The following is a 22,298-nucleotide window of genomic DNA, read 5'->3' on the forward strand; positions in this document are numbered from 1 at the left end:
GAAATACCCTCTAAGCCAGCGATCGCAATCTCACCCTGAGACACCCTATAAGCAGGGCGATCGCCACTTTTTCAAAATACAATTTTATCCACAACTCCCACAGGTTCATCGTCATCGGATAAAATATCCAGTAACCGATCCAGTTCAGTAATTTCCAGCAGATACATCACCGATCCTTTCAGATTACACAAGCTTAAACGGCGGCCTGTTTTTTTAGCCAGTTGATTGGCGGTGATTAATGCCATTAATCCAGAATGACTCACCGTGGTGACTTCACCTAAATCAATGAACCAGCGATTGTATTTTTCCCAGGCTAAACGAGCAATATTTTGTTGAAGCATTGCCGATGCTTTTAAGTCTAAATTACCTTGGGGCTGAAGGACCACGTTCATACAAATTTCCTCGGTTGATCGGTATGTATCTGGAGAAGCGGCGAGACTGTACTGGTTCACGCCCCTTCCTAACTCTGCGTAAAAATACGAATGCTTTTCCCTGACTTATGGTCAATATCCGTGATTTTTCGGTGATATTGTGTGATGCAGAAACCGAGAAACAGCGATCGTTTGGCAGAACAGGGGTGATCGCAATCACTGACAAGTTGCGGATTTTTAAATAATAGATGCTAAAATTCTAGCCTAGCAACGCATTGCCTGGATTAAAACCGGGGGATCCGTGAATCCACTGACTGTTTGACGGGATTGGAGACTGACTTGAATAAGTCCGGAGTTCCCCAGAATTAAGCCGATGGCGTCGGGAAGCAACTCCCACTTTTCTCTAGCTTTCTTCTACTTCCGGGAACAGTGGGATAGGTATTCCGCAGCTATCAGGGATGTGCAAAAAGCCGGTTTATGCAAAAATAAACCGGCTTTTTGGCTGAATTATTGACTGAAATTACATTAAAAATAGGGAAAAATATGATAATTTGACTCTATGGAGATACCCTGGGATTGTTTTAAAAGGGAACCGGGAAACTTGGAGGGTTTAATCGACCACGCGAATTAAACCCTGGTGGATGAGGTCGAATACCTGGTTAATTTTATACCACTCAGCCTCACCGATCGCCTCTCTGGATAGCAAACCAGACATCAACAACTGTTGATCCAAACGAGTAAGCTGACGAAATTTAAAAATTTTTTCAAGGATTTCATCTGTTGATATGGGCGTTCTCTGGGTGGTTGTATGCAGTGTTTCCCTGTAAGTCATCGTTGTTTAAAACAACTCTACGGTTTCAAGTATGGAGTGGGTTGAAGCCCGGAGTTGCGATCGCCAGCATACCAAACCCATGAGGTTGATCGACTCATCTGGGAGATCACGATCATTGACATTTACAAAGGAAGGAGGTAATCACCCGATGAAGGCTTTAATCCCCGATTTTATTTTGGGACTACAATAATGGCGTGACTTCTCCCGTTTTTTCCCACCGGAATGAGGAATCACCGAGTCTTGGTGACTCCAGGCGGACTCCAGATAGCGGCAATCCCAACAGGTTGCCGCATTAGAGAGAAAGGCGCAGGGTGCGATCGCCGATGGGAATTGCGGGTACTCGTCCCCCCCCAAAATAAATCCGCTGAAAATAGCGATCGTATTCCGTCCCCTTTCTGAGGCGATTAATTTTCACTCCACTGTAACCGCCTCGGGGCGTAGAATGAATGAATTGAGAATTGCCAATATAAATCCCCACATGAGTGGCTAACCGGCGATTTTCGCTGAAAAAAACTAAATCCCCCGGTTGTAATTCATCCAGGTTTTGCAATGTTTCAGCCACAGGTTGAGAGTAGAGTTGTTGTTGATAGGCATCGCGGGGTAAATAAAAATTTCCCTCTCTAAAAACCGTCTGGACAAATCCGCTACAGTCGAGACGATCGCCAATAGTTCCCCCCCATAAATAAGAACCTCCTCCATATTTTTTCTGCGGCATAAATTGGTGGGCGAGTTGAATCAAGAGAGTTTTATCGGGGATTAGTTGGGGAAAAGTCACCTGGCGATCGGGCAATTGGAGGATGCGACTATCCGGTAAGCGCACGGTGATTTTATCCCCGGAAGTCTCTTGGGGAACTAAGGGGAGGCGGGTTCCTAAATAGAGGGTTTGGGGTTGAGAAATCGTCTCCGTGAGTTGGACTTTGGGGGCAGTGATCCAAGCCTCAAAAGTCGGGCGATCGCATTCTAGCAAATCTTGCCGTTGAATCCAAGCCAGATATCCATCATCTTCTATTCTAACTCGGGCAAATTTGCCATCAGAACTATAGTCTAATAGCTGGACTGGGGTACCCATCCGTACTTGGGTGGCTAAGTCTCTAATTTCTAAAGTCGGTTTTGTATAGAGATTGCTAGAGGCTTTGACCGTAATCCCATAATCTAAATCAATATCAGAATAGGGAAAAATGGCCAAATGGGATTCTGCCCCATTGGGGAAACTTTCCCCAGCTAATCCTTCAATTAAGTCTCGTTCTGTGGCAGTTAAAACCTTTCCCATTAAAACCGGAATATTTCCATTGGAATTAATGCTAACCTCAAAGACCGTATCGCGGTGAATCCGAGCATAAGGTTCCAATCGGGTAATCGTTCCCGACTGCTCAGGAGAAATATCAAAAAAGACTTGCCTGCGATGGAGTTGCTGTTGTAAAAGCCGTTCCATCTGCGGAGTCAATCGGTTCACAAAGGTTTGGATATCGGCGGGAACCGCGTTTCCCGGACTAGATAAACTCAGGGCTAGTAAAACTGTTAACAGTCCGGCCAAAAAATACGCTGCTTTGAGCTTAAATCGAGGAAATATCATAGGGATTTCAGGGTGGGGTCAAGGCAATAGGAGACCAATACTTAGCCACTGTTTCAACGCGTACCGGGCAAATCCGGATAGTCTATTTCTGGAGTCGATAGGCAGGCTCTTTCCCTGAAAATCACCTTTCCAGGCTATATCCCCCCGTATTTTAGGCCGCTTGCCAAAAAGAAGTCTTTTGATTATTTATGCAGTCCGCATGAACATCCGCTATTCTATAAATGGCGATTAGCAATCACCCTCTAAAATGACCCTTTATGAGTCCCCATTTTTTTTGCTAATCTACAAGAAATCAGGGTCAGTAGCCCGGTTTCTGCTCCGATTTTTAAAAAACGGTATCAACGCCCTAACCCGATGAAAACCATTCGTTTTATCGATTTATTTGCTGGAATTGGAGGCATGAGATTAGGCTTTGAGAAAGCCGCTCAAAAACTGGAAATAAAAACTCATTGTGTGCTGAGCAGCGAAATTAATGCCGATTCCTGCTTAGTTTATGAGCAAAATTTTGGCGAGTCTCCCCGAGGAGATATCCGCAGCCTAGAAAAACTACCGCCTCATGATATTTTATTAGCCGGATTTCCCTGCCAGTCTTTTTCCTTTGCCGGTAAGCAAGGGGGATTTAAGGATAAAAGAGGAACTTTAGTTTTTGAAATTATCCGGTTAATTAAACTCGACCCGCCTCAAGCCTTTATTTTTGAAAATGTGCGAGGACTTTTAACAAATGATGGGGGGGAAACCCTCAAAAAGATTCAGCAGGATATGGAAGCAATGGGCTATAGTTTTGAGGTCTTCTTGCTGAATAGTGCAAATTTTGGACTGCCTCAAAATCGGTTACGGGTGTATCTACTGGGGGTATTAAATGGTTGTCCCCAGTTTAAGTTATGTTCTGACTTAGGCCCAAAAGATTCTCATGCTTACAATTTTCAGCAGCTTGCGGGGTCTGACTTGAAGCCAAAAAAAGTAACGGTGGCTGATATTTTAGAAGAGGATGCTCCGGAGAACTATAATTGTTCGCCCCAATTGATTGAGGCTTTACAGAAACGATTGGAAGGAGATTTGAATCGGTTACATGGGATGCGTTTACTGGACTATCGGGGGGGGAATTCGATTCATTCTTGGGAGTTGGGATTGCGCGGTGAATGTAGTCCTGAAGAAAGGGAGTTAATGAATCGGTTTATCCTGAAGCGGCGTCATGCTCAGTTTGGAAAAGACCAAGATGGGAAGTTGTTGAGTCAGGAGCAAATTGCGACGTTTTTTGATTCTCCTGAGTTGGGGAGTCTTTTAGGGTCTCTGGTGGCGAAGAATTATCTGAAGTTGATTCAAGGGAAATATAAGCCGGTGGCGGGTAATTTTTCTTTTGAGGTGTATAAGTTTTTGGACCCGAATAAAATTGCGGTGACGTTAGTGGCGAGTGATGGGAATCGGTTAGGGGTTTATTATCAGGGTCGGGTGAGAAAGATTACGCCGAGGGAAGCGGCGAGATTGCAAGGATTTCCCGATGAATTTAGGCTGCATCCCAGGGCCGATCGCGCTTATTATCAATTGGGAAATTCCGTGAGCATTAATGTGGTGGAAGCGGTGGCGCGAGAGGTGATTTTAAATCTAACTAGCGGTGAACCGGGGTTTAAGTATAGCGCGGATGAATCCAGGGGTTAGGGGGTAGGAGATAGAGGGTTTGTCCCCTGGGGAAAGAGGGTCAATACTGGGGAGTTAGAAATCATCGTTAAATTGAAAGGAAAAATTAAAGGAAAAATTGGATTCAATTCGCCTAAGAGATGGGATGAGGGGATACACTAAGTAAAGACTCTTTATGACGTTATCTTGATAATTTATGTTCAAGAACGCGATCGCCACTATGGTTAGTCCCTGGGTTAAACAGGTCCCTCTACGCCTGGTTTTAATTATTCCTTTTGTGCTGCAAATTGTGTTGGCGGTGGGGATGACGGGATACCTCTCTTATCGGAACAGTCAAAAGGCGATCGCCCAACTCGCTTACCAGTTGATGGATGAGGTGAGCGCTCGCCTCAACGAACAACTCACCGAATATCTCTCTATTCCCCACCAGATCAATCGCATCAATGCCGAAGCCGTTCACAATGGTCAACTCAATCTGGGAGATCCCCAGGAACTTGAACGGCATCTGTTTCAACAGATCCAGGTATTTAAAGAAGTCAGTAACATTTTAGTGGGCACAGAACAAGGGGTATTGCGAGTCGCCTCTTCTTATCCCATCTTGGGAATCCTGATGTCGGATCCCGTGGAACCGAACTTAATCTATCATTATCGTCTGGGGCAGGACGGTAACAAAACTTACCTGATCCGCCAATTTCGGCAACCGCCAGTACAGCAGCGTCCCTGGTATCGGGAAGCAGTCAAGGCGGGTCAACCCACTTGGGTGCCCATTTTTCAGCTAGGGGATGGTTCGGACCTCTCGCTCAATGCCAGTTATCCCATTTATGATCCTCGCAGTGGGAAACTGCTGGGGGTGTTTTCTGCCGCCTGTGATCTTTCCTTGATGCCCGAATTCCTCGCGAAGTTGAGGGTGGGGAATACGGGACGAGTGTTTATCATGGAACGGAATGGTTTGCTCGTCGGCAGTTCCAACTATGAACTCCCCTATCGTATCCGGGAAGACAATCACACTAAACAGTTGCAACGGCTTCATGGGACCGAGAGTGAGGACCCTTTAGTTCACCAAACCAGTGAATATTTGCGATCGCAGCGGACCAATTGGCAGACCCTCAAGCAACCTCAAGACTTCCAATTTCACATCCAGGGAAATCTTCATTATTTAAAACTAATTCCCGTACAGCATGACTTAGGGTTAGATTGGGTGATTGCCGTAGTGATTCCTGCAAAGGATTTTATGCAGGACATCGAAGAGAACACTCGTCTGATGGTTTTTCTCTGTATCCTTGCCCTTGGTGGGGCGATCGGTTGCGGACTGATAACCGCTGCCTGGATCACCGAACCGATTTTATCTCTCAATTTAGCCGCGAAGGATATAGCCCAAGGAGAACGGCACAAACCCGTGAATATCTCTCAGATTCATGAAGTGGGAGAATTAGCCCTTTCCTTTAATCAAATGGCACACCAACTCCAAAATTCCTTAGTGGAACTGCAATCTTTAAATCAGGCCCTCTCCCAGAGTGAGCGCCGCTTGCATGACTTTCTGGAAGCCTTGCCCGTGGGCGTGACGGTGATGAATCCCGATGGCAGTTTGGCCTATGTTAATCCCACGGGAGAACGCTTATTTAGAAAAGGGATTGTTGCCCAGGTCACCGCTAAAGATTTAGCCAAAACCTATCAAGTCTATCGGACCGGGACCGCTCAACTTTACCCCACCGAAGAACTCCCGGGCATCCGGGCATTACGGGGGGAAACCGTGATGATTGATGATATTGAAATTCGCTTTGATTCCGGGCAGATTGTTCCTTTAAAAATTTATTCAATCCCCATTTATAGCTCTGAAAGCAATATTATTTATGCCATCAATGCCTATGAAGATATTAGCGAAATCCTGCAAGCTAAAGCAGTTTTAAATGATTACAATCAAGTTTTAAAACAACAAGTTGAAGAACGAACGGCTGAATTAGTGGCGGCCAAAGAAGCGGCGGAAATTGCAAATCGGGCGAAAAGTCGCTTTTTAGCAAATATGAGTCATGAATTGCGAACCCCCCTGAATGCGATTCTGGGTTTTACTCAGTTGATCGGACGCCATCCCGCCTTACCCTCGGAATGTCGAGAACAGACTGAGATTATTCGGCGCAGTGGGCAACATCTATTGACCCTGATTAATGATGTTTTGGATATGGCGAAAATTGAATCAGGACGCATGAGCGTGACAGAAACCCGTTTTGATTTGTATCGCTTACTCGATGATGTGAAATCGATGTTTTACTTTAAAGCCCAGGAAAAAAGATTGCAGCTTTCCGTAGACTATGGTCCCCTGGTTCCCCGGTATTTAGAGACCGATGAAATGAAGCTGCGACAGGTGTTGATTAATTTATTAGGAAATGCCATAAAGTTTACCCAAACCGGGGGGGTGAGTTTATGGGTGAGACGCTGGAGTCCGGATCAGGAGTTGGGTCCAGTTGGGGACAATCAAGCGGGGGTGATTTCCCCGGTTCCTGGGAATATGTTGGCCCTTGAAGTGAGAGATACCGGACCGGGAATTGCCGAGGAAGACATCGGGAATCTTTTTGATGCCTTCGTGCAAACCAAAAGCGGATCCAAGTCTCCCGAAGGTACGGGACTGGGATTACCGATCTCGCGCAAATTCGTCCAACTGATGGGAGGGGAGATCAGATTGGAGTCGAAAATCGGGCAGGGGAGTTGTTTCACGGTTTATCTGCCGGTGAAGGAAGTCTCGGAAATCCCCGAGGCGACCCCTGAGACTGCACCCCGTCCAGTGGCCCTAGTCCCGAACCAGCCCCGGTATCGGATTGCGATTGTGGATGATCAATTAGATAATCGGCAACTGTTAATGGCCCTGCTGTCTCCCTTCGGCTTTGAATTGCGGGAAGCGAGGAACGGACAAGAGGCGATCGCCCTGTGGTCAGAATGGCATCCCCATCTGATATTTATGGATATGCAGATGCCGGTCCTGGATGGTTATCAAGCGACCCAGCAAATTAAGGAGTTCACCTCAGATCAGGAGACGGTGATTATTGCAGTCACTGCGAGTATCCTCCCCTCAGAAACAGCCATTATCCTCTCGGCAGGATGCGATGATTGGATTCGCAAACCCTTGGATGAATCGGCTATCTTTGAGACAATAGAGAACTATATCGGTGCGCGTTTTATTTATGAAGAAAAATCTCCTCCAGAACCCCCTGGCTTCAAGCCGCCGATTTTACTAAATCCAGCATTGCTCTCGGACCTGCCTGGGGGGATTCTCCAAGAACTGGAACGAGCAGTAGTCTGTATTGACCTAGCGGCAATGAACAAGATAATCGCCCAGATTGCCCTCCATCCGCCCGAGCAAAATGCCGCGATCGCAGAGGCCCTGAAGCAGTGGGTGGATGAATTTGATTATCCGAGTATGTTGTCTTTCATTCGTCAGAGTCAATTATAAAAATGAACAGCTCTCAAAGCGCCGCTAATCTATTAGTCGTAGACGATACCCCAGAAAATCTCCGCCTGTTAACCCAAGTCTTGTCCCAGCGGGGGTATGTGGTTCGTCCAGTCCTAGAGGGGAGATCCGCGATCGCTGCTGCGGTGGTCCACCCCCCGGATCTCATTTTGCTGGATATTTTGATGCCCCAACTTGATGGATATGAAGTCTGCCAACTCCTGAAAGGTGACCCCAGGACCCGAGATATTCCGATTATTTTTCTAACGGCTTTAAGTGATGCTCTGGATAAAGTCAAAGCCTTTTCCCTGGGCGCAGTGGATTATATTACCAAACCTTTTGAGGTAGAAGAAGTCATTGCCCGAATTGAAAATCAACTGCGCTTGCGATCGCTGCAAAAAGAACTGGAAGCCAAAAATCATCACCTCCAACAAGAAATCAAAAATCGCCTCGTAGCAGAAAGCGCCCTCCTAGACCGGGCGGAAGAACTCCGGATCCAAAACACCCTTTTAACCGACCTGGCTAAAAGTCCAGACCTCTATCAGGGAGATTTACAAGCCGCCTTTGACAAACTGATTACCGCTGCAGTCAACTATTTAGACCTCGATCGCTCCGGGGTGTGGTTGTATGACGAACGGGGGACTAGACTGGAACGATTAGCCAGCTTTGAAAAAAATTTACCAGGGGTTGATCCCCTCAGTCCAGCTATCCTAGGAGATTATTTGGCCTCCAAAGCCGCCTCCACAGATTCCCTCACCTTCGGGGGTCACGGCGAGCCCGAGAACTCCCTAGACTCTCCCCAGCAGCCCTTATTAAAGGGTTCCCTCTCCCTAGCCCCGATCCGCCAGGAGGGTCAAACCATTGGGTTCTTAGAAAGTACCCGGTTCACTCGCGATCGCCTGTGGACGCCAGAGGAGGAAAACTTCATTCGGTCCCTGGCGGACCTGGCAGCGGTTACCCTGCAAGGGGCAAAACGACAACAGGCGGATCACCAGCGGCAGATGACGGAAGAGAAATTTGCCTTAGCTTTTCGGGCTTCTCCCGATGCGATCGCTATCCTTTCTTGGCCGGAAGGCCGGTATTTAGAAGTCAATGAAGGGTTTTGTCAGCAACGGGGTTATTCTCGTGCAGAAATCCTCGGCAAGACCAGCCACGAACTCAATTTTATCCTCAATGTAGACGCTACTGCTACCCTTTTGGAGCAATTGCGCCAGCAAGGCAGCCTGAGCAATTTAGAAACCCAAATACGCACCAAAACTGGGGAAATCAAAACGGTTTTGATCTGTGCGGAATTCGTTGAGATCGATGGGAATCCCGCCATTTTGACCTTTAGTAAAGATATCACCGATCGCGAACAAAACCGACTGGCGATCGAACAACAATTATACCGCAGTAATCTGCTGCGGGAAATTACCGAGCGCATTCGCAGCGAAATCGAAACTCAGCAAGTCTTTGAAACTGCTGCCTTGGCCATTGGGCGGGCTTTTAAAGTCTGTCGTTGCTTGATTCACACCTGTGTAGACGACCCTGTGCCGATGATTCCCGTCATCGGAGAATATTTAAGCCCGGGGCATTCTTCCCTCAAACCCCGAACCATTTATCTGGCAGACAATCCGGGCTTAGAACGGTTGCTCTTTGAGGAACGGGCGATCGCCTACGATGATGTCAATACCGACCCCAGGCTGGAAAGTCCGAATTCCCTGCATCGACAAGTCACCATCAAGTCTATGCTATCCGTGGGGATTTTTTATCAAGGTCAAGCCAATGGAATTATCAGCTTGCATCAGTGCGATCGCTTTCGCGAGTGGACCGCACAAGAGATAGAATTGATTGAGGCGATCGCTGCTCAACTGGGAATTGCGATCGCCCAAGCGCGCCTTTTAGAAGAGGAAAAACAAGCCCGCCTCGCCTTTGAGCAACAAAATATCCAATTACAACGAGAAATCACTGAGCGCCGCATCACCCAAGAAGCCTTACGGCACAGCGAACAGAAATATCGAGCCCTGGTGGATGCCTCACAAGATGTCATTTGGTCCGTAGATATCCGGGGGTGTTATACTTTTGTTAATCCCGCCGTGGAAAAAATTTACGGCTATACTCCTACGGAAACCCTCGGCTGTAAATTAACTCAATTTGTCGCCCCGGAATACCGCAAGCAGGAAAGAAAACTCCTGGAACGGCTGCTAAAAGAGGGCGAACCCTTGCTTCAACATGAAAGCCGCTATCAGCGTCAAGACGGCCAACAGATTTACGTCCTCGTGAATGCGATCGCCTTACGGGACTCGGAAGGGCGAATTCGCGGGGCCACCGGAACCACCATCGATATCACCGAACGCCGACAGCAGGAAGAAGCCTTGCGAGCAATGGTAGAAGGCAGCGCAGCCCTGGCGGGGTCTGAATTCTTCCGCGCCTGTGTTCGGTCCATCGCCAATGTGCTGCAAGTCCAGTATGCCCTCCTGATTGAATGTACCGACTCCACCCAACAGCGGCTACGTTCCCTAGCCTTTTGGACGGGAACGGACTGGAGTGACACGGTGGAGTATCAAGTGGAAGGAAGCCCTTGTGAAATCGTCCTGAAAACCAGCCGGAGTTGTTACTATCCCCAAGATTTACAGGCTCTCTTTCCCACGGATCTAGATCTCGTCGCCCTGAATGCCGAGAGTTATCTGGGTCTACCCATCCAAACCGCCACCGGCCAAATCATCGGCCATCTGGCAGTCCTCGATGTCAAACCGATGTTTGCCACGGCTCACACCGAATCCATTTTAAAACTCTTTGCCGATCGCGCCGCTGCGGAAATTCAAAGGCTGCAATCGGAGCAAGCCCTGCAACAAAGTGAGCAACGATTCCGGGCTATTTTTAACTCCATGTTCCAATTTATCGGCCTGCTCAATCCCGATGGCAGCGTTTTGGAACTGAATCAAACCGCCCTGGATTTTACCGGCTTAGAACAGGCCCAAGTCGTCGGTAAACCCTTCTGGGAAATGCCTTGGTGGAATCGGTCTGAGGCACTGCAACAGCAACTCATAGAGGCCATATCCCAGGCATCCCAGGGGGAATTTATCCGCTATCAAGTTGAAGCTACAGGGGTTCAAGGGATAACCCTCACCCTGGACTTTTCCCTCAAACCCGTCCTGGATGAACAAGGGAGGGTCATCTTACTGATCCCCGAAGGACGAGATATCAGCGATCGCGTTTCGGCGCAAGTCCAGTTACAACAAACTACGGAACGGCTGCAATACTTGCTCAGTTCCAGTCCAGCGATTATCTATAGTGCGGAAATTTTCGGCAACTATCGCGCCACCTTTATGAGTGAAAATGTCCAGATGATCCTGGGATACGAAGCCCGGGAATTTTTAGAAAACCCCACCTTCTGGCGAGATCGGATTCATCCAGAAGACCGCGATCGCCTCTTCGGAAAAATCGCTACAATCCTCTCCCAAGGCAGTGTAAGCGAGGAATATCGCTTTCTCCATGCCGATGGCACCTATCACTGGGTGGACGATCGCATGAGATTAGTGCCGGATGAAGCGGGCAATGCCCGGGAGTGCGTGGGGTATTGGATCGATATCACCGAGCGTAAAATCGCACAACAGTCATTCCAGGCCAGTCAGCGCCGCTATCAAACCTTAGCAGAAGCCTCTCCCGTGGGGATTTTCCACACCGATGCCCAGGGCAATTGTTTATATGTGAATCAACGCTGGAGTGAAATCACCGGCGTGTCCCCTAGCGAATCCATTGGACCCGGATGGATGACAGCCTTGCATCCGGAAGACCGCACTCGGGTAATTCAAGACTGGCACACCGCCTCGGAAAATCAAGTCCCGTTTAAGTCCGAGTATCGGTTCTTGCGTCCAGATGGAGAAATTAGCTGGGTCATTGGTCAGGCGATCGCGGAAATCAACTCCGACGGCACGGTAAAAGGGTACATTGGCACAATTTCCGATATCAGCGATCGCAAACTGGCAGAAAATGACCTCTTAGAACGGTCGGAACGCGATCGGGCCATTTTTACCCTGTTCCAACGGATGCGCCAAACCTTGGAACTCGACCAGATTTTCGCCGCGACGACGGAGGATTTACGACAACTCCTCGAAAGCGATCGCGTCGTCGTCTATCGATGCCCTCCTGAACCCGACATGAACTCGATCTGGGAGTCCGTGGGCCCAGAATGGCTCCCCCTGATGGCTGCACCGGACGGGAAACCTCCGAGGACACAACTACAAGCTCCAGGGTTGAAGGATGCTGAAGCAGCCCTAAGTGCCTGGAAATTGACCCTAGAATCCCTAGACCAGCGCGATCGCGAACGGGACTCCCTCTATCCCCACCCGTCGGATTTGCCTTGTCTGGTCACCCCCGATGTGAAACAAGCCCCTTTAAACCCCGAGGAACTGCAACATCTTTATCGCCTCCAAGTGCAAGCTTATCTAATCGTCCCGATTTTTGCCCATAATCAACTCTGGGGACTGTTGGCGATTTATCAAAATAGCGGTCCGCGCTATTGGAAACAAGCACAGGTGAATATTGCCATCCAAATTGCCACTCAATTAGGGGTAGCTTTGCAGCAAGCGCAACTCCTCGAACGGATGCAACAGCAAGCTCAGGCCCTGCAAAAGGCCGCGATCGCCGCTGATACTGCTAACCGTGCTAAAAGTGAATTTCTGGCGAATATGAGTCATGAATTGCGGACTCCCTTGAATGCTATCCTCGGGTTTTCCCAGGTGATGACGCGCGATCGCTCCTTGAACAGCCAACAGGCCGAGCAATTACGGATTATTAATCGCGCTGGAGAACATCTGCTGGATTTAATTAATGACATTTTGGAAATGTCTAAAATTGAAGCAGGTCGCACCGCTTTCCATGAAACCAGTTTCGACCTTTTGGATCTGCTAGACAACCTAGAAACGATGTTGCGACTCAAGGCTAAATCTAAAGGGTTACAGCTTGATTTTGAGATTGCTCCCCAAGTGCCCCAGTTTATCAGCACCGATGAAGGAAAACTACGGCAGGTGTTACTTAATATTTTGGGGAATGCGATTAAATTTACCCAAACTGGGGGGGTTTTCCTGCGGGTTCGGGTCGCCAACGACGAGGAGGTACAACCGGGGAAACTGCTTCCGGGCAGTCGCCTCCAAAAACTTTACTTTGAAATCGAAGACACGGGTCCCGGAATTGCCCCCCATGAGATGCACCGGCTATTTGAACCCTTTGCCCAAACCGAAACCGGGATGAAATCCGGACAAGGCACCGGACTGGGGTTACCCATTAGTCAGAAATTTGTGGAACTGATGGGGGGACAGATTCAGGTTCGCAGTACCCCTCATCAAGGAACGGTGTTTTCCTTTGATCTGAGCCCCGGTCACGGGGAACCTGTGGAGAGTCCTCAGCGACAGACTAAACCTCGGGCGATCGCCTTAGCACCCAATCAGCCGGAATACCGCATCTTAGCCGTTGATGATGCCTTTGAAAGCCGTCTGCTACTGATTACCCTGTTCTCCGGATTAGGCTTTTCCGTCCGGGGTGCAGCCACGGGTCGCGAAGCCCTGGAAATTTGGGAAAGCTGGGACCCCCATTTAATTTGGATGGATATGAGGATGCCGGACATCGATGGGTTTGAAGCCACTCGACAGATTAAAGCCACCCCAAAGGGTCAAAACACAGTAGTGATTGCTTTAACGGCGAGTGCTTTTGAAGAAGATCGTCAACTCGTACTTGCTGCCGGATGTAATGATTTTATTCACAAGCCTTTTCGCGAAGAGGTTTTGCTTTCCAAGGTCGGTGAGCATATAGGGGTACGATATATTTATGATGAGCCAATAGAGTCAGCCTCGGACAACAGGATTCAAGGTTCAAGGGAGGATTCAGCCTTTATCCTGAATGCTCAATCTTTCCAACTCATGCCCCAAGATTGGGTGGTCCGCGTTTATGATGCAGCCTGCCAATGTAGTGATGATATGATTTTGGAGTTAATTGAGGAAATTCCCCCGGAGAATGCTCCGCTTGCCAACGCACTAGCGGAACTGGCAAATAATTTTCAATTTGAAACGCTAATGGCACTTACGAAACAGGAGAAATCATGAATTCTGACCCCGTTGAGCGTACCCATAAAGATATTTTGATTGTGGACGATACCCCGATCAATCTGCGAGTCTTGGCTAAAATTCTGAGCGATCGCGGCTATAAAGTTCGCAAAGCCCTCAATGGTCAAATTGCTCTGACTGCTTGTCAAACCCTTGTACCGGATGTCATTTTACTGGATATTATGATGCCGGATATGGATGGCTATGAGGTCTGCCAGCGGCTGAAAGCTGACCCGAAGACTCAGGATATTCCCGTGATTTTTATCAGCGCTCTGGAGGATGAATGGGATAAAGTCAAAGCGTTTAAAAGTGGGGGTTCGGACTACATTACCAAACCCTTTCAGATTGAGGAGGTCCTGGCCCGAGTTAAACATCACCTGACCATTCAACACCTCCAATATCAACTCAAAGTCCAAAATGCAGAATTGCAAGCCTTAAATGCTCAACTGGTGCAGTCTAATAAGGAACTGGAGCAATTTGCTCATGTGGCATCCCATGATTTACAATCTCCCCTGCAAGTGATTATTGGCAATGCCGATTTGCTCACCTGGAAATATGAACAGCAACTCGGACCCGATGGCGATCGCTATCTCACCAATATTATGGAGGCTTCCGGGAGAATGACGCACCTCATTCAGGATTTACTCACCTATTCTAAACTTGGCATCCCCCAACCCGAGTTTGAAGCCATTGATTGCAACTTTGTGTTAGAAGAAGCCCTGGCTAATTTAAGTGGAGAAATTTCTAAAAGTGGGGCAAATATTACTCATGCTCACCTGCCAACCATCAGGGGAGATGAGATTCAATTGATGCAGCTTTTTCAAAACTTAATGGCCAATGCCATTAAGTTTAGACTTCCGGATGTTTCCCCAGAAATAGATATTTCCTGTAATCTCAATAATCCGGAAGAATGGCAGTTTGAAATTCGTGATAATGGCATTGGCATCGACCCTGAGCAAGGCGATCGCATCTTTGAAGCATTTTATCGTCTGCATTCCTATAATGAATATCCCGGTACCGGCATTGGCTTAACCCTCTGCAAAAAAGTTGTTGAACGTCACGGGGGAAGACTCTGGTTTAGTTCCATCAAGGGGGAAGGGACCACATTTTATTTTACCTTCCCTGCCCTAAAATCCTGAACCGACAAGGGTGATTGATTATTATCCCTTGGGAAGGCTTCTCATCCATTGGTTGCTTGAATATTCAAGTTAGACCCTTTAACCCTTGACGAAAGAGGACTTCATCAATCTATCACCTGGACTAATCAATATCTGTAAAATGGGGAGATAGCCAGCATGAAAAAACACACAAAATTCAGGGGGATCCTATCACCGGCTCAATCTATCCCAGTCACCCTTAATTCCCAGGGTCTCCCCCTATTTGCATCCGTTCTAAACGAGCTCCATCATGGGCCGTGTTAATCATAAAAGGGATGCACAGATTATGATTGAGGAATTAGATATCCCCTGCAAAGGAAATATTCTGCTTGTGGATGACACCCCGGATAATTTGCGGGTTTTATCCTCTATTTTGACGAAGCATGGCTATTATATTCGTAAGGCTTTGAATGGAGAAATGGCGATTACGGCGGCCCATGCCTTAATCCCGGATTTAATTCTCCTAGATATTAATATGCCATATATGAATGGATATGAAGTTTGTACCGCTTTAAAGCACTCAGAAAAAACCGAGAATATTCCCATTATTTTTATCAGTGTTTTAGATGACGTATGGGATAAAATTAAAGCTTTTCAAGTTGGGGGAATTGATTATATTACTAAACCCTTTCAGCTAGAAGAAGTAATTGCCCGCATTGAAAACCAACTAAAAATCAAACGCTTACAAGCGGAACTTCAAGAAAAAAATAAAATTTTAGAAGAAAAAAATGTTCTACTCATGCGGGAAATTGCCCATCGAAAAAAGGCAGAAATAGCTTTAAAAACCGCCAATCAAAAATTACAAAAATTGGCTTCTATTGACGGTTTAACTGAAGTATCGAACCGCCGCAAATTTGATGAACATCTCAAGCAAGAATGGCTCCGCCTAGGACGACAACATCATCCTTTATCCTTAATTTTATGCGATATTGATTATTTTAAGGCCTATAACGATACTTATGGTCATCCCGCCGGAGATGAATGTTTAAAACAGGTTGCCCAAGCCATTTGTCAGGCGGTTAAACGTCCGGCAGATCTAGTCGCCCGTTATGGTGGCGAAGAATTTGCCGCCATCCTCCCCCATACCCATTCTGCTGGGGCCTTATCCGTCGCCCGCAAAATTCAGCGGGAAATACAGCAGCTAGATATCAAGCATTGTGCATCTGATGTCTGTGATATCGTAACCATTAGTCTCGGAATTTCTACGATGATTCCCACGGATCAAGAGTCCCTAGATGCCCTGATTTTAAGTGCTGACAAAGCCCTCTATCAAGCCAAGCAAAGCGGTAGGAATTGCTATTGTACTTACCTAAATCAAGCCCAGGGTGAAGCGTTTGAATGTGGAAGCTGTCGATGCGACTTTCGGGAATAAATGCCAGATTAGAGCGTTATTTACAGCCATGAAGAAGAGCCATCAGCCCGGTTGCTTGCCTCGGGTTTTGCGCTGCTCATACGGAATCCGGTTTTCAAAGACCTATAAAAACCCGCACCCTCAAGGGTGGGTCTACAAGGACAAAGCCTGCCTCAGCCCGCTATTGGATAAAAACAACTTTTAACAAGCAGATTTGTATCACTTGGGGCAAGGAATGCTGTTTTATTCGCGATCGGGTAAGGGTGAGGGATTGGACATAATCTCCTCGACAAGCTCTTTAAAGTTTGATAGACTTAAGCGCATCAACTTTTTTAAATTTTATTGATTGAGTGACCCTTTATAAGCTGATGAATAAAAATAACCCAAACCCCCACCCTTCAGATATTCTCATTGTTGATGATACCCCGGATAATCTCCGGCTTTTGTCGATAATTCTCTCCAAACAAGGTTATCGAGTTCGTAAAGCCCTCACCCCTCACCTAGCACTCAATGCGGTAGAGCTAAGTTCACCGCATTTAATTTTGCTGGATATTAATATGCCAGTAATGAATGGTTATCAGGTTTGTTCCAAGCTCAAGGCTAATCCTACAACCCGGGAAATCCCCATCATTTTTATTAGTGCGCTGGATGATGTTTTTGATAAAATTAAAGCTTTTGAAGTGGGAGGAAATGATTATATTACCAAGCCTTTTCACGAAGCCGAAGTTTTGGTGCGGGTGGAGCATCAATTAAAATTGCGATCGCTCCAAATGCAACTGGTGGATAAAAATCGGGTATTAGAACAAACATTAACGGATCTAAAGAACGTTCAAAACCAACTGATTCAAAATGAAAAAATGGTCAGTCTGGGTCATTTGGTGGCAGGAGTTTGCCACGAAATCAACAATCCTGTTAATTTTATTTACGGCAATCTGACTTATGTGAAAACTTATGTCAACCAGCTATTAACATTGATTGATCAGTATCGGGAGGCTTTAGGCTCAATTCCCTCGGAAATTCAACAATTGGAAGAAGAAATTGAGTTAGAATTTATCGTGGAGGATTTCCCAAAATTAGTTATCTCAATGGAAGGGGGAGCAGCACGGATCCGCACCATTGTGGAATCTCTACGCAATTTCTCCCGACTGGATGAAGCGGAACTCAAATCCGTGGATCTGCATGAAGGATTGGAGAGCACTTTAATGATGTTAGGGCATCGCCTGCAAGGAAGTGACGATCGCCCGGGAATTACTGTTATTAAAAACTATACTCCACTCCCCCTAGTTCAGTGCTATGCCGCTCAACTTAATCAAGTCTTTATGAATCTGCTCACGAATGCGATCGATGCCTTAGAGTCGGGCGATCGCCATCGCCACTCCCTCCCCAATAGCCATGACGAAGGCGCGATCGGCCCGGAAACTCCTTCCCCCACCATCTGGATCAACACCGCACAGCCTACAGAAAACACCGTCACCCTCTCCATCGCCGATAATGGTCCCGGAATGAGCCTTGAATTACAACAACAAGCCTTCGACCCATTTTTTACCACGAAAGAAGTCGGATATGGTACCGGATTAGGATTATCGATTTCCTACCAAATTATCGTAGAAGGACATGGGGGAACCCTTGATTGTCAGAGTTCGCCCGGAACCGGAACCACTTTTACCCTCAAATTGCCCATTCACTGTCGCCAAGACAGAGCAAAATAGCAGGGATATCCCCCCAAACATATCCCTCCTCTATGTCCTGGTGACGCGGCTGAAGCCCCCTTACGAGGACACAGAGGATAGGACCGGACCCCCGGAAAAAAAATCACCGATCCTTATCCTGTGCAAATCGGCTTACAATATATAATCGAAGCAGTTCCCTGACGGGATTGGGTAGCCATCATGCAAGTTTTATTTAAAATCGTTCGACAAAGCCAAAATACTGGCCCTCGGATCCAGACCTATCAACTCGATGTAGAAGCGGGGAATACTATCCTCGATTGTCTGAATCGGATTAAATGGGAGCAAGACGGAACCCTCGCCTTTCGTAAAAATTGCCGTAATACCATTTGCGGCAGTTGCTCGATGCGGATTAATGGCCGTTCTGCCCTCGCCTGTAAAGAGAATATCGGCGCTGAACTGGCGCGCTTGAACCAAATTGCGGAACAGAGTACCGAAACTGGGTCCGCCACCGGGGTTCTAGACCAAACGGAGAACTCGGCACTCAATGCCTTACCGGGCGCACCCCCAAGGGCGACTGCACCGGGAGCCATTCCCGAAATTACCATTGCGCCTATGGGAAATATGCCGGTTGTCAAGGATCTAGTAGTGGATATGCAGCGGTTTTGGAACAATCTGGAAGCCGTTGATCCCTATGTGAGTAATAGTGCCCGGAAAATCCCCGAACGAGAATTTCTCCAAACTCCCGAGGAGCGATCGCGCCTAGAGGAAAGCGGCAATTGTATCCTCTGCGGTGCCTGCTATTCTGAATGTAACGCCGTGGAAGTGAACCCGCAGTTTGTCGGTCCCCATGCCCTGGCCAAAGCTTATCGCATGGTGGAAGACGATCGCGATGACCAAACCGAATCCCGCTTAAAAAACTATAACCAAACTAACTCCGGGGTCTGGAGTTGCACCCGCTGCTTTTACTGTAATTCCGTTTGTCCAATGGGAGTTGAACCCCTGGATAAAATTGGTAAAATTAAGGACGAAATTCTCGATCGCAACGATGATCAAGCCAGTCGTCCCATTCGTCATCGCAAAGTCTTAATTGATTTAGTCAAAAAAGGCGGATGGGTCGATGAACGCAAATTTGCCGTGATGGTCGTGGGTAATTTCTTCCGGGATATCAAAGGATTATTAAGCCTTGCTCCCGTAGGATTTCAGTCCATCAAACGGGGTAAGCTGCCCATAACCTTTGAACCCTCTGAAGGCACAAAAGAAGTGCGATCGCTGATTGAATCCGTTCAAGCCCTCGAATCTAAATCCTCGAAAGCTCCTAAAAAATAACACCGATGACTGAGCAAAAAACCACCCCTACCCCACCCCCCATTCAAGATTTACCCGCCGAACCTGAACCGGCTTTTGGATGGACCGAATATGCCGAACGCATGAATGGTCGAGTTGCTATGATTGCCTTTCTCGGGTTGCTCTTACTCGAAGCTGTCACCCATCAAGACCTCTTTACCTGGTTAGGATTGCGGTAATTTCAGCCGGAATCAATCGGAAAGTTTGTAGTAACAACTTCAGTGGTTATCCCCAGCTATGCCGCAGGCTCAAGCCCGGAGGCTATACGGACAAAGCCTGCCTACGCTTTTCTGGAGAGTAAAGGAGGTCTTTGATAACAGGATTTGGTATTACTGCAAACAATTGAAAACGACTGAAGTCATGACTACGAACAATTGAGACCAACTGATACTCAATCCGGTTGTCAAAAGTAGTGTTTATCTATTAGCCCGCGCAGGCGGGCTTTGTCCGCTTTCCTCCCCGGGCTTGACGCTACGGGTTTTTATAGAATTATCAGTACCATATTCTATATGAAATCGTGACTATAAAATTATGAAAATTAAGATTGAAACCTTTACCGTCCATAAACGGTTTGCCCTAACAATTAGTCGCGGAACCACGGCTCAAAGTACAAATGTTTTAGTCAAAGTGGAAGCTGAAGGGATAACGGGATGGGGGGAAGCATCGCCGTTTTCTGCTGGGGGTACACCTCAAACAACACCGGAAATTGTTGCTGCATTACAGAAAGTTGCCCCGCAATTGGAACGGTTTAGTCCCCTCGATCGCCAGGAAATTGAAGGGTTGTTGATGACTCTCACAAAAGAGGGGAAATTCCCATCAGCAGCCCAAGCGGGTTTAGATACGGCGTTACAGGATTGGTTAGGGAGAAAAGTCGGACTTCCCTTGTGGCAATTGTGGGGACTCGATCGCAGTCGGATCGTCCCTACCTCTCTCACTATTGGCATTAGTAGCCCCGAGGCGGCCCGAACCCGGGTCCGACATTGGTTTAATTTAGACTCAGACAGTCGCGAAACCGAGGCAGTCCCGGCAACCCAAGGTTGTGCGATTAAGGTAAAATTAGGCTCTCCTGCGGGAATTGAGGCCGATCGCGCTATGTTCTTAGCGGTCCAAGAGGAAGCCCCACGGGGTTCAGGGTTTAGCATTGATGCCAATGGCGGATGGACCCTAGAGGATGCAGTCACCATGAGTCACTGGTTGAGCAGTCGGGGGGTGAAATATTTAGAACAACCCCTCCCGGTAGCAGCACAAGAGGAATTACTGCACCTTTATCGGGAATCTCCCTTACCGATTTTCGTGGATGAAAGCTGCTTTACCCGGGCGGATATTATCCCCTTGGCCGATCGCGTTCATGGAATTAATATTAAACTGATGAAATGTGGGGGATTAACAGAAGCGATGCGGATGATTCACACCGCCAATGCCTGCGGATTGCAGGTGATGTTCGGGTGTTATTCCGATAGTGTGGTGGCAAATACTGCCCTGTCTCACCTCTCACCCTTAGCGGATTATCTGGATTTAGATAGTCATCTGAATTTAATTGACGATCCGTTTACCGGGGCGATCGTCCAGGAGGGACGTTTGCTGCCCAATGATCTACCGGGTTTAGGAGTACAACGTCGTGCGTATAACAGCTAATCATCGCGTTGCCATTCTGCAACATCAAGGCATTGTAGGTTCGATCGGGAAAACCGGGTTAACCTTGTTGAGATACAGCGAAGGCAATATGGTCGCCGTCATCGATGGCGAGTCGGCGGGACAGTCGCTACGAGAACTCACGGGAATTGCCCGAGATGTGCCAATTGTGGCCTCGGTGGATGCGGCCCTCGCCCTGAACCCGGATGTCCTGGCGATCGGGATTGCACCGCCTGGGGGTGCGTTACCTCCGGAGTGGTTTGAGGAACTCCGTCGCGCTATTTCGGCGGGATTATCGATTGTGAATGGGTTGCATACCCCTTTAAATCATCATCCGGATCTGCCGTTTCCCTTGCGGGAGGGACAGTGGATTTGGGATGTCCGACAAGAACCCCCGGGACTGAAAATCGGCAGTGCCCAGGCGCGGCAATTGGCTTGTCCCCGGGTGTTGACCGTGGGGACAGATATGGCGATCGGGAAAATGTCTACTTGTTTGGAAATTCATCGCCTCGCCCAACAGCGCGGGGTGCAGTCGCAATTTGTGGCCACGGGTCAAGCGGGGTTGATGATTGCCGGTTCAGGGGTGGCCCTGGATGCAGTGCGAGTAGACTTTGCTGCGGGGGCGGTGGAACAAGCGGTGATGCAATGTGCTACCGATTGTGACTTGATTTTGGTGGAGGGACAGGGGTCGTTGTTTCATCCCGGTTCTACGGCGACTTTACCCTTGTTGCGGGGGAGTCAACCGACTCACTTAGTTCTCGTGCATCGGGCAGGACAAACCCATATTAAAAACCATCCCCATGTGCCGATTCCTCCCTTGTCCGAGGCGATCGCCTTGTATGAACAGGTTGCCAGTGCCGCTGGGGCTTTGACTCCCTCCCAGGTTGTAGCAGTCGCCCTCAATTCTCGCGATTTAGATGAGGCGGCTTCCCGAGAGGCGATTGAGCAAATTGAAACGGAAACCGGACTCCCCTGCACGGATCCTATTCGTTTCGGACCCGAGAAATTGCTTGATGCCATTTTAGCCCCCTAACCCCCGGGAAAAATATCCCTCCCCTAATACCCCTGTAGAAAACGGGTTTTAAATCTATCCCGCGAGGGATCCCGGCGGTTTAACTCATGGATAAACTATGGGAATACCACGCGATGAGGCAGTTGACCCCCTGTACCCAGGTCCCGTCACCGCAAAATTACTCCCGGCGCGATCAGCTCAA

At 47.9% G+C, this 22,298-nt stretch carries 13 protein-coding genes; 10 read left to right on the forward strand and 3 right to left on the reverse strand.

What is annotated here, in order from left to right; translation table 11 throughout:
• Positions 1-71 precede the first annotated feature (71 nt).
• The 3 genes from NG792_RS10135 to NG792_RS10145 all read right to left on the reverse strand — a co-directional run bounded on the left by NG792_RS10135 (position 72) and on the right by NG792_RS10145 (position 2,776).
• A complete protein-coding gene (locus NG792_RS10135) occupies positions 72-392 on the reverse strand; it encodes an STAS domain-containing protein (protein WP_353961566.1) in 321 nt (106 codons plus the stop codon).
• Positions 393-981: 589 nt separating this feature from the next.
• Entirely contained in the window at positions 982-1,203 is a 222-nt protein-coding gene (locus NG792_RS10140) for a hypothetical protein (protein ID WP_261198849.1), read from the reverse strand.
• A 292-nt stretch (positions 1,204-1,495) separates the two neighbouring features.
• Positions 1,496-2,776 carry a C40 family peptidase gene (locus NG792_RS10145; protein ID WP_261235366.1) on the reverse strand — a complete coding sequence of 427 codons (1,281 nt, stop codon included), beginning with the start codon at positions 2,774-2,776 and terminating at the stop codon, positions 1,496-1,498.
• A gap of 354 nt (positions 2,777-3,130) precedes the next feature.
• Here NG792_RS10145 and dcm point away from each other — a divergent pair, with 354 nt between their 5' ends.
• The 10 genes from dcm (at position 3,131) to NG792_RS10195 (ending at position 22,117) form a co-directional block, all read left to right on the forward strand.
• On the forward strand, positions 3,131-4,432 hold the full coding sequence (dcm, locus tag NG792_RS10150) for a DNA (cytosine-5-)-methyltransferase (protein ID WP_261235367.1): 1,302 nt from the start codon (positions 3,131-3,133) through the stop codon (positions 4,430-4,432).
• A 175-nt stretch (positions 4,433-4,607) separates the two neighbouring features.
• A complete protein-coding gene (locus NG792_RS10155) occupies positions 4,608-7,853 on the forward strand; it encodes an ATP-binding protein (RefSeq protein WP_261235368.1) in 3,246 nt (1,081 codons plus the stop codon).
• Positions 7,854-7,855: 2 nt separating this feature from the next.
• The gene (locus NG792_RS10160) at positions 7,856-13,930 is read left to right on the forward strand and encodes a PAS domain S-box protein (protein ID WP_261235369.1); all 6,075 of its coding nucleotides are present in this window, start codon (positions 7,856-7,858) and stop codon (positions 13,928-13,930) included.
• Complete coding sequence (locus NG792_RS10165; protein ID WP_261235370.1) at positions 13,927-15,069, forward strand: response regulator; 1,143 nt, start codon at positions 13,927-13,929, stop codon at positions 15,067-15,069. Before NG792_RS10160 ends, NG792_RS10165 begins: the two co-directional genes overlap by 4 nt.
• Positions 15,070-15,373: 304 nt before the next feature.
• The gene (locus NG792_RS10170) at positions 15,374-16,459 is read left to right on the forward strand and encodes a GGDEF domain-containing response regulator (RefSeq protein ID WP_261235371.1); all 1,086 of its coding nucleotides are present in this window, start codon (positions 15,374-15,376) and stop codon (positions 16,457-16,459) included.
• A 347-nt stretch (positions 16,460-16,806) separates the two neighbouring features.
• Positions 16,807-18,147: a hybrid sensor histidine kinase/response regulator gene (locus NG792_RS10175; RefSeq protein ID WP_261235372.1), complete on the forward strand. Its 1,341-nt coding sequence runs from the start codon at positions 16,807-16,809 to the stop codon at positions 18,145-18,147.
• 180 nt (positions 18,148-18,327) lie between these two features.
• Positions 18,328-19,434: a succinate dehydrogenase/fumarate reductase iron-sulfur subunit gene (locus tag NG792_RS10180; protein ID WP_261198841.1), complete on the forward strand. Its 1,107-nt coding sequence runs from the start codon at positions 18,328-18,330 to the stop codon at positions 19,432-19,434.
• A gap of 5 nt (positions 19,435-19,439) precedes the next feature.
• Positions 19,440-19,631: a chlorophyll a-b binding domain-containing protein gene (locus NG792_RS10185; protein ID WP_261198840.1), complete on the forward strand. Its 192-nt coding sequence runs from the start codon at positions 19,440-19,442 to the stop codon at positions 19,629-19,631.
• Between the two features lie 352 nt (positions 19,632-19,983).
• Positions 19,984-21,087 (forward strand): dipeptide epimerase, encoded by a 1,104-nt coding sequence (locus NG792_RS10190; RefSeq protein WP_261198839.1) that lies wholly within the window; start codon positions 19,984-19,986, stop codon positions 21,085-21,087.
• The gene (locus tag NG792_RS10195; protein ID WP_261198838.1) at positions 21,071-22,117 is read left to right on the forward strand and encodes an N-acetyltransferase DgcN family protein; all 1,047 of its coding nucleotides are present in this window, start codon (positions 21,071-21,073) and stop codon (positions 22,115-22,117) included. The genes NG792_RS10190 and NG792_RS10195 overlap by 17 nt, the downstream gene beginning before the upstream one ends.
• Positions 22,118-22,298: the final 181 nt, after the last annotated feature.

It is taken from the genome of Laspinema olomoucense D3b (assembly GCF_025370785.1).
GTDB lineage: Bacteria > Cyanobacteriota > Cyanobacteriia > Cyanobacteriales > Laspinemataceae > Laspinema > Laspinema olomoucense.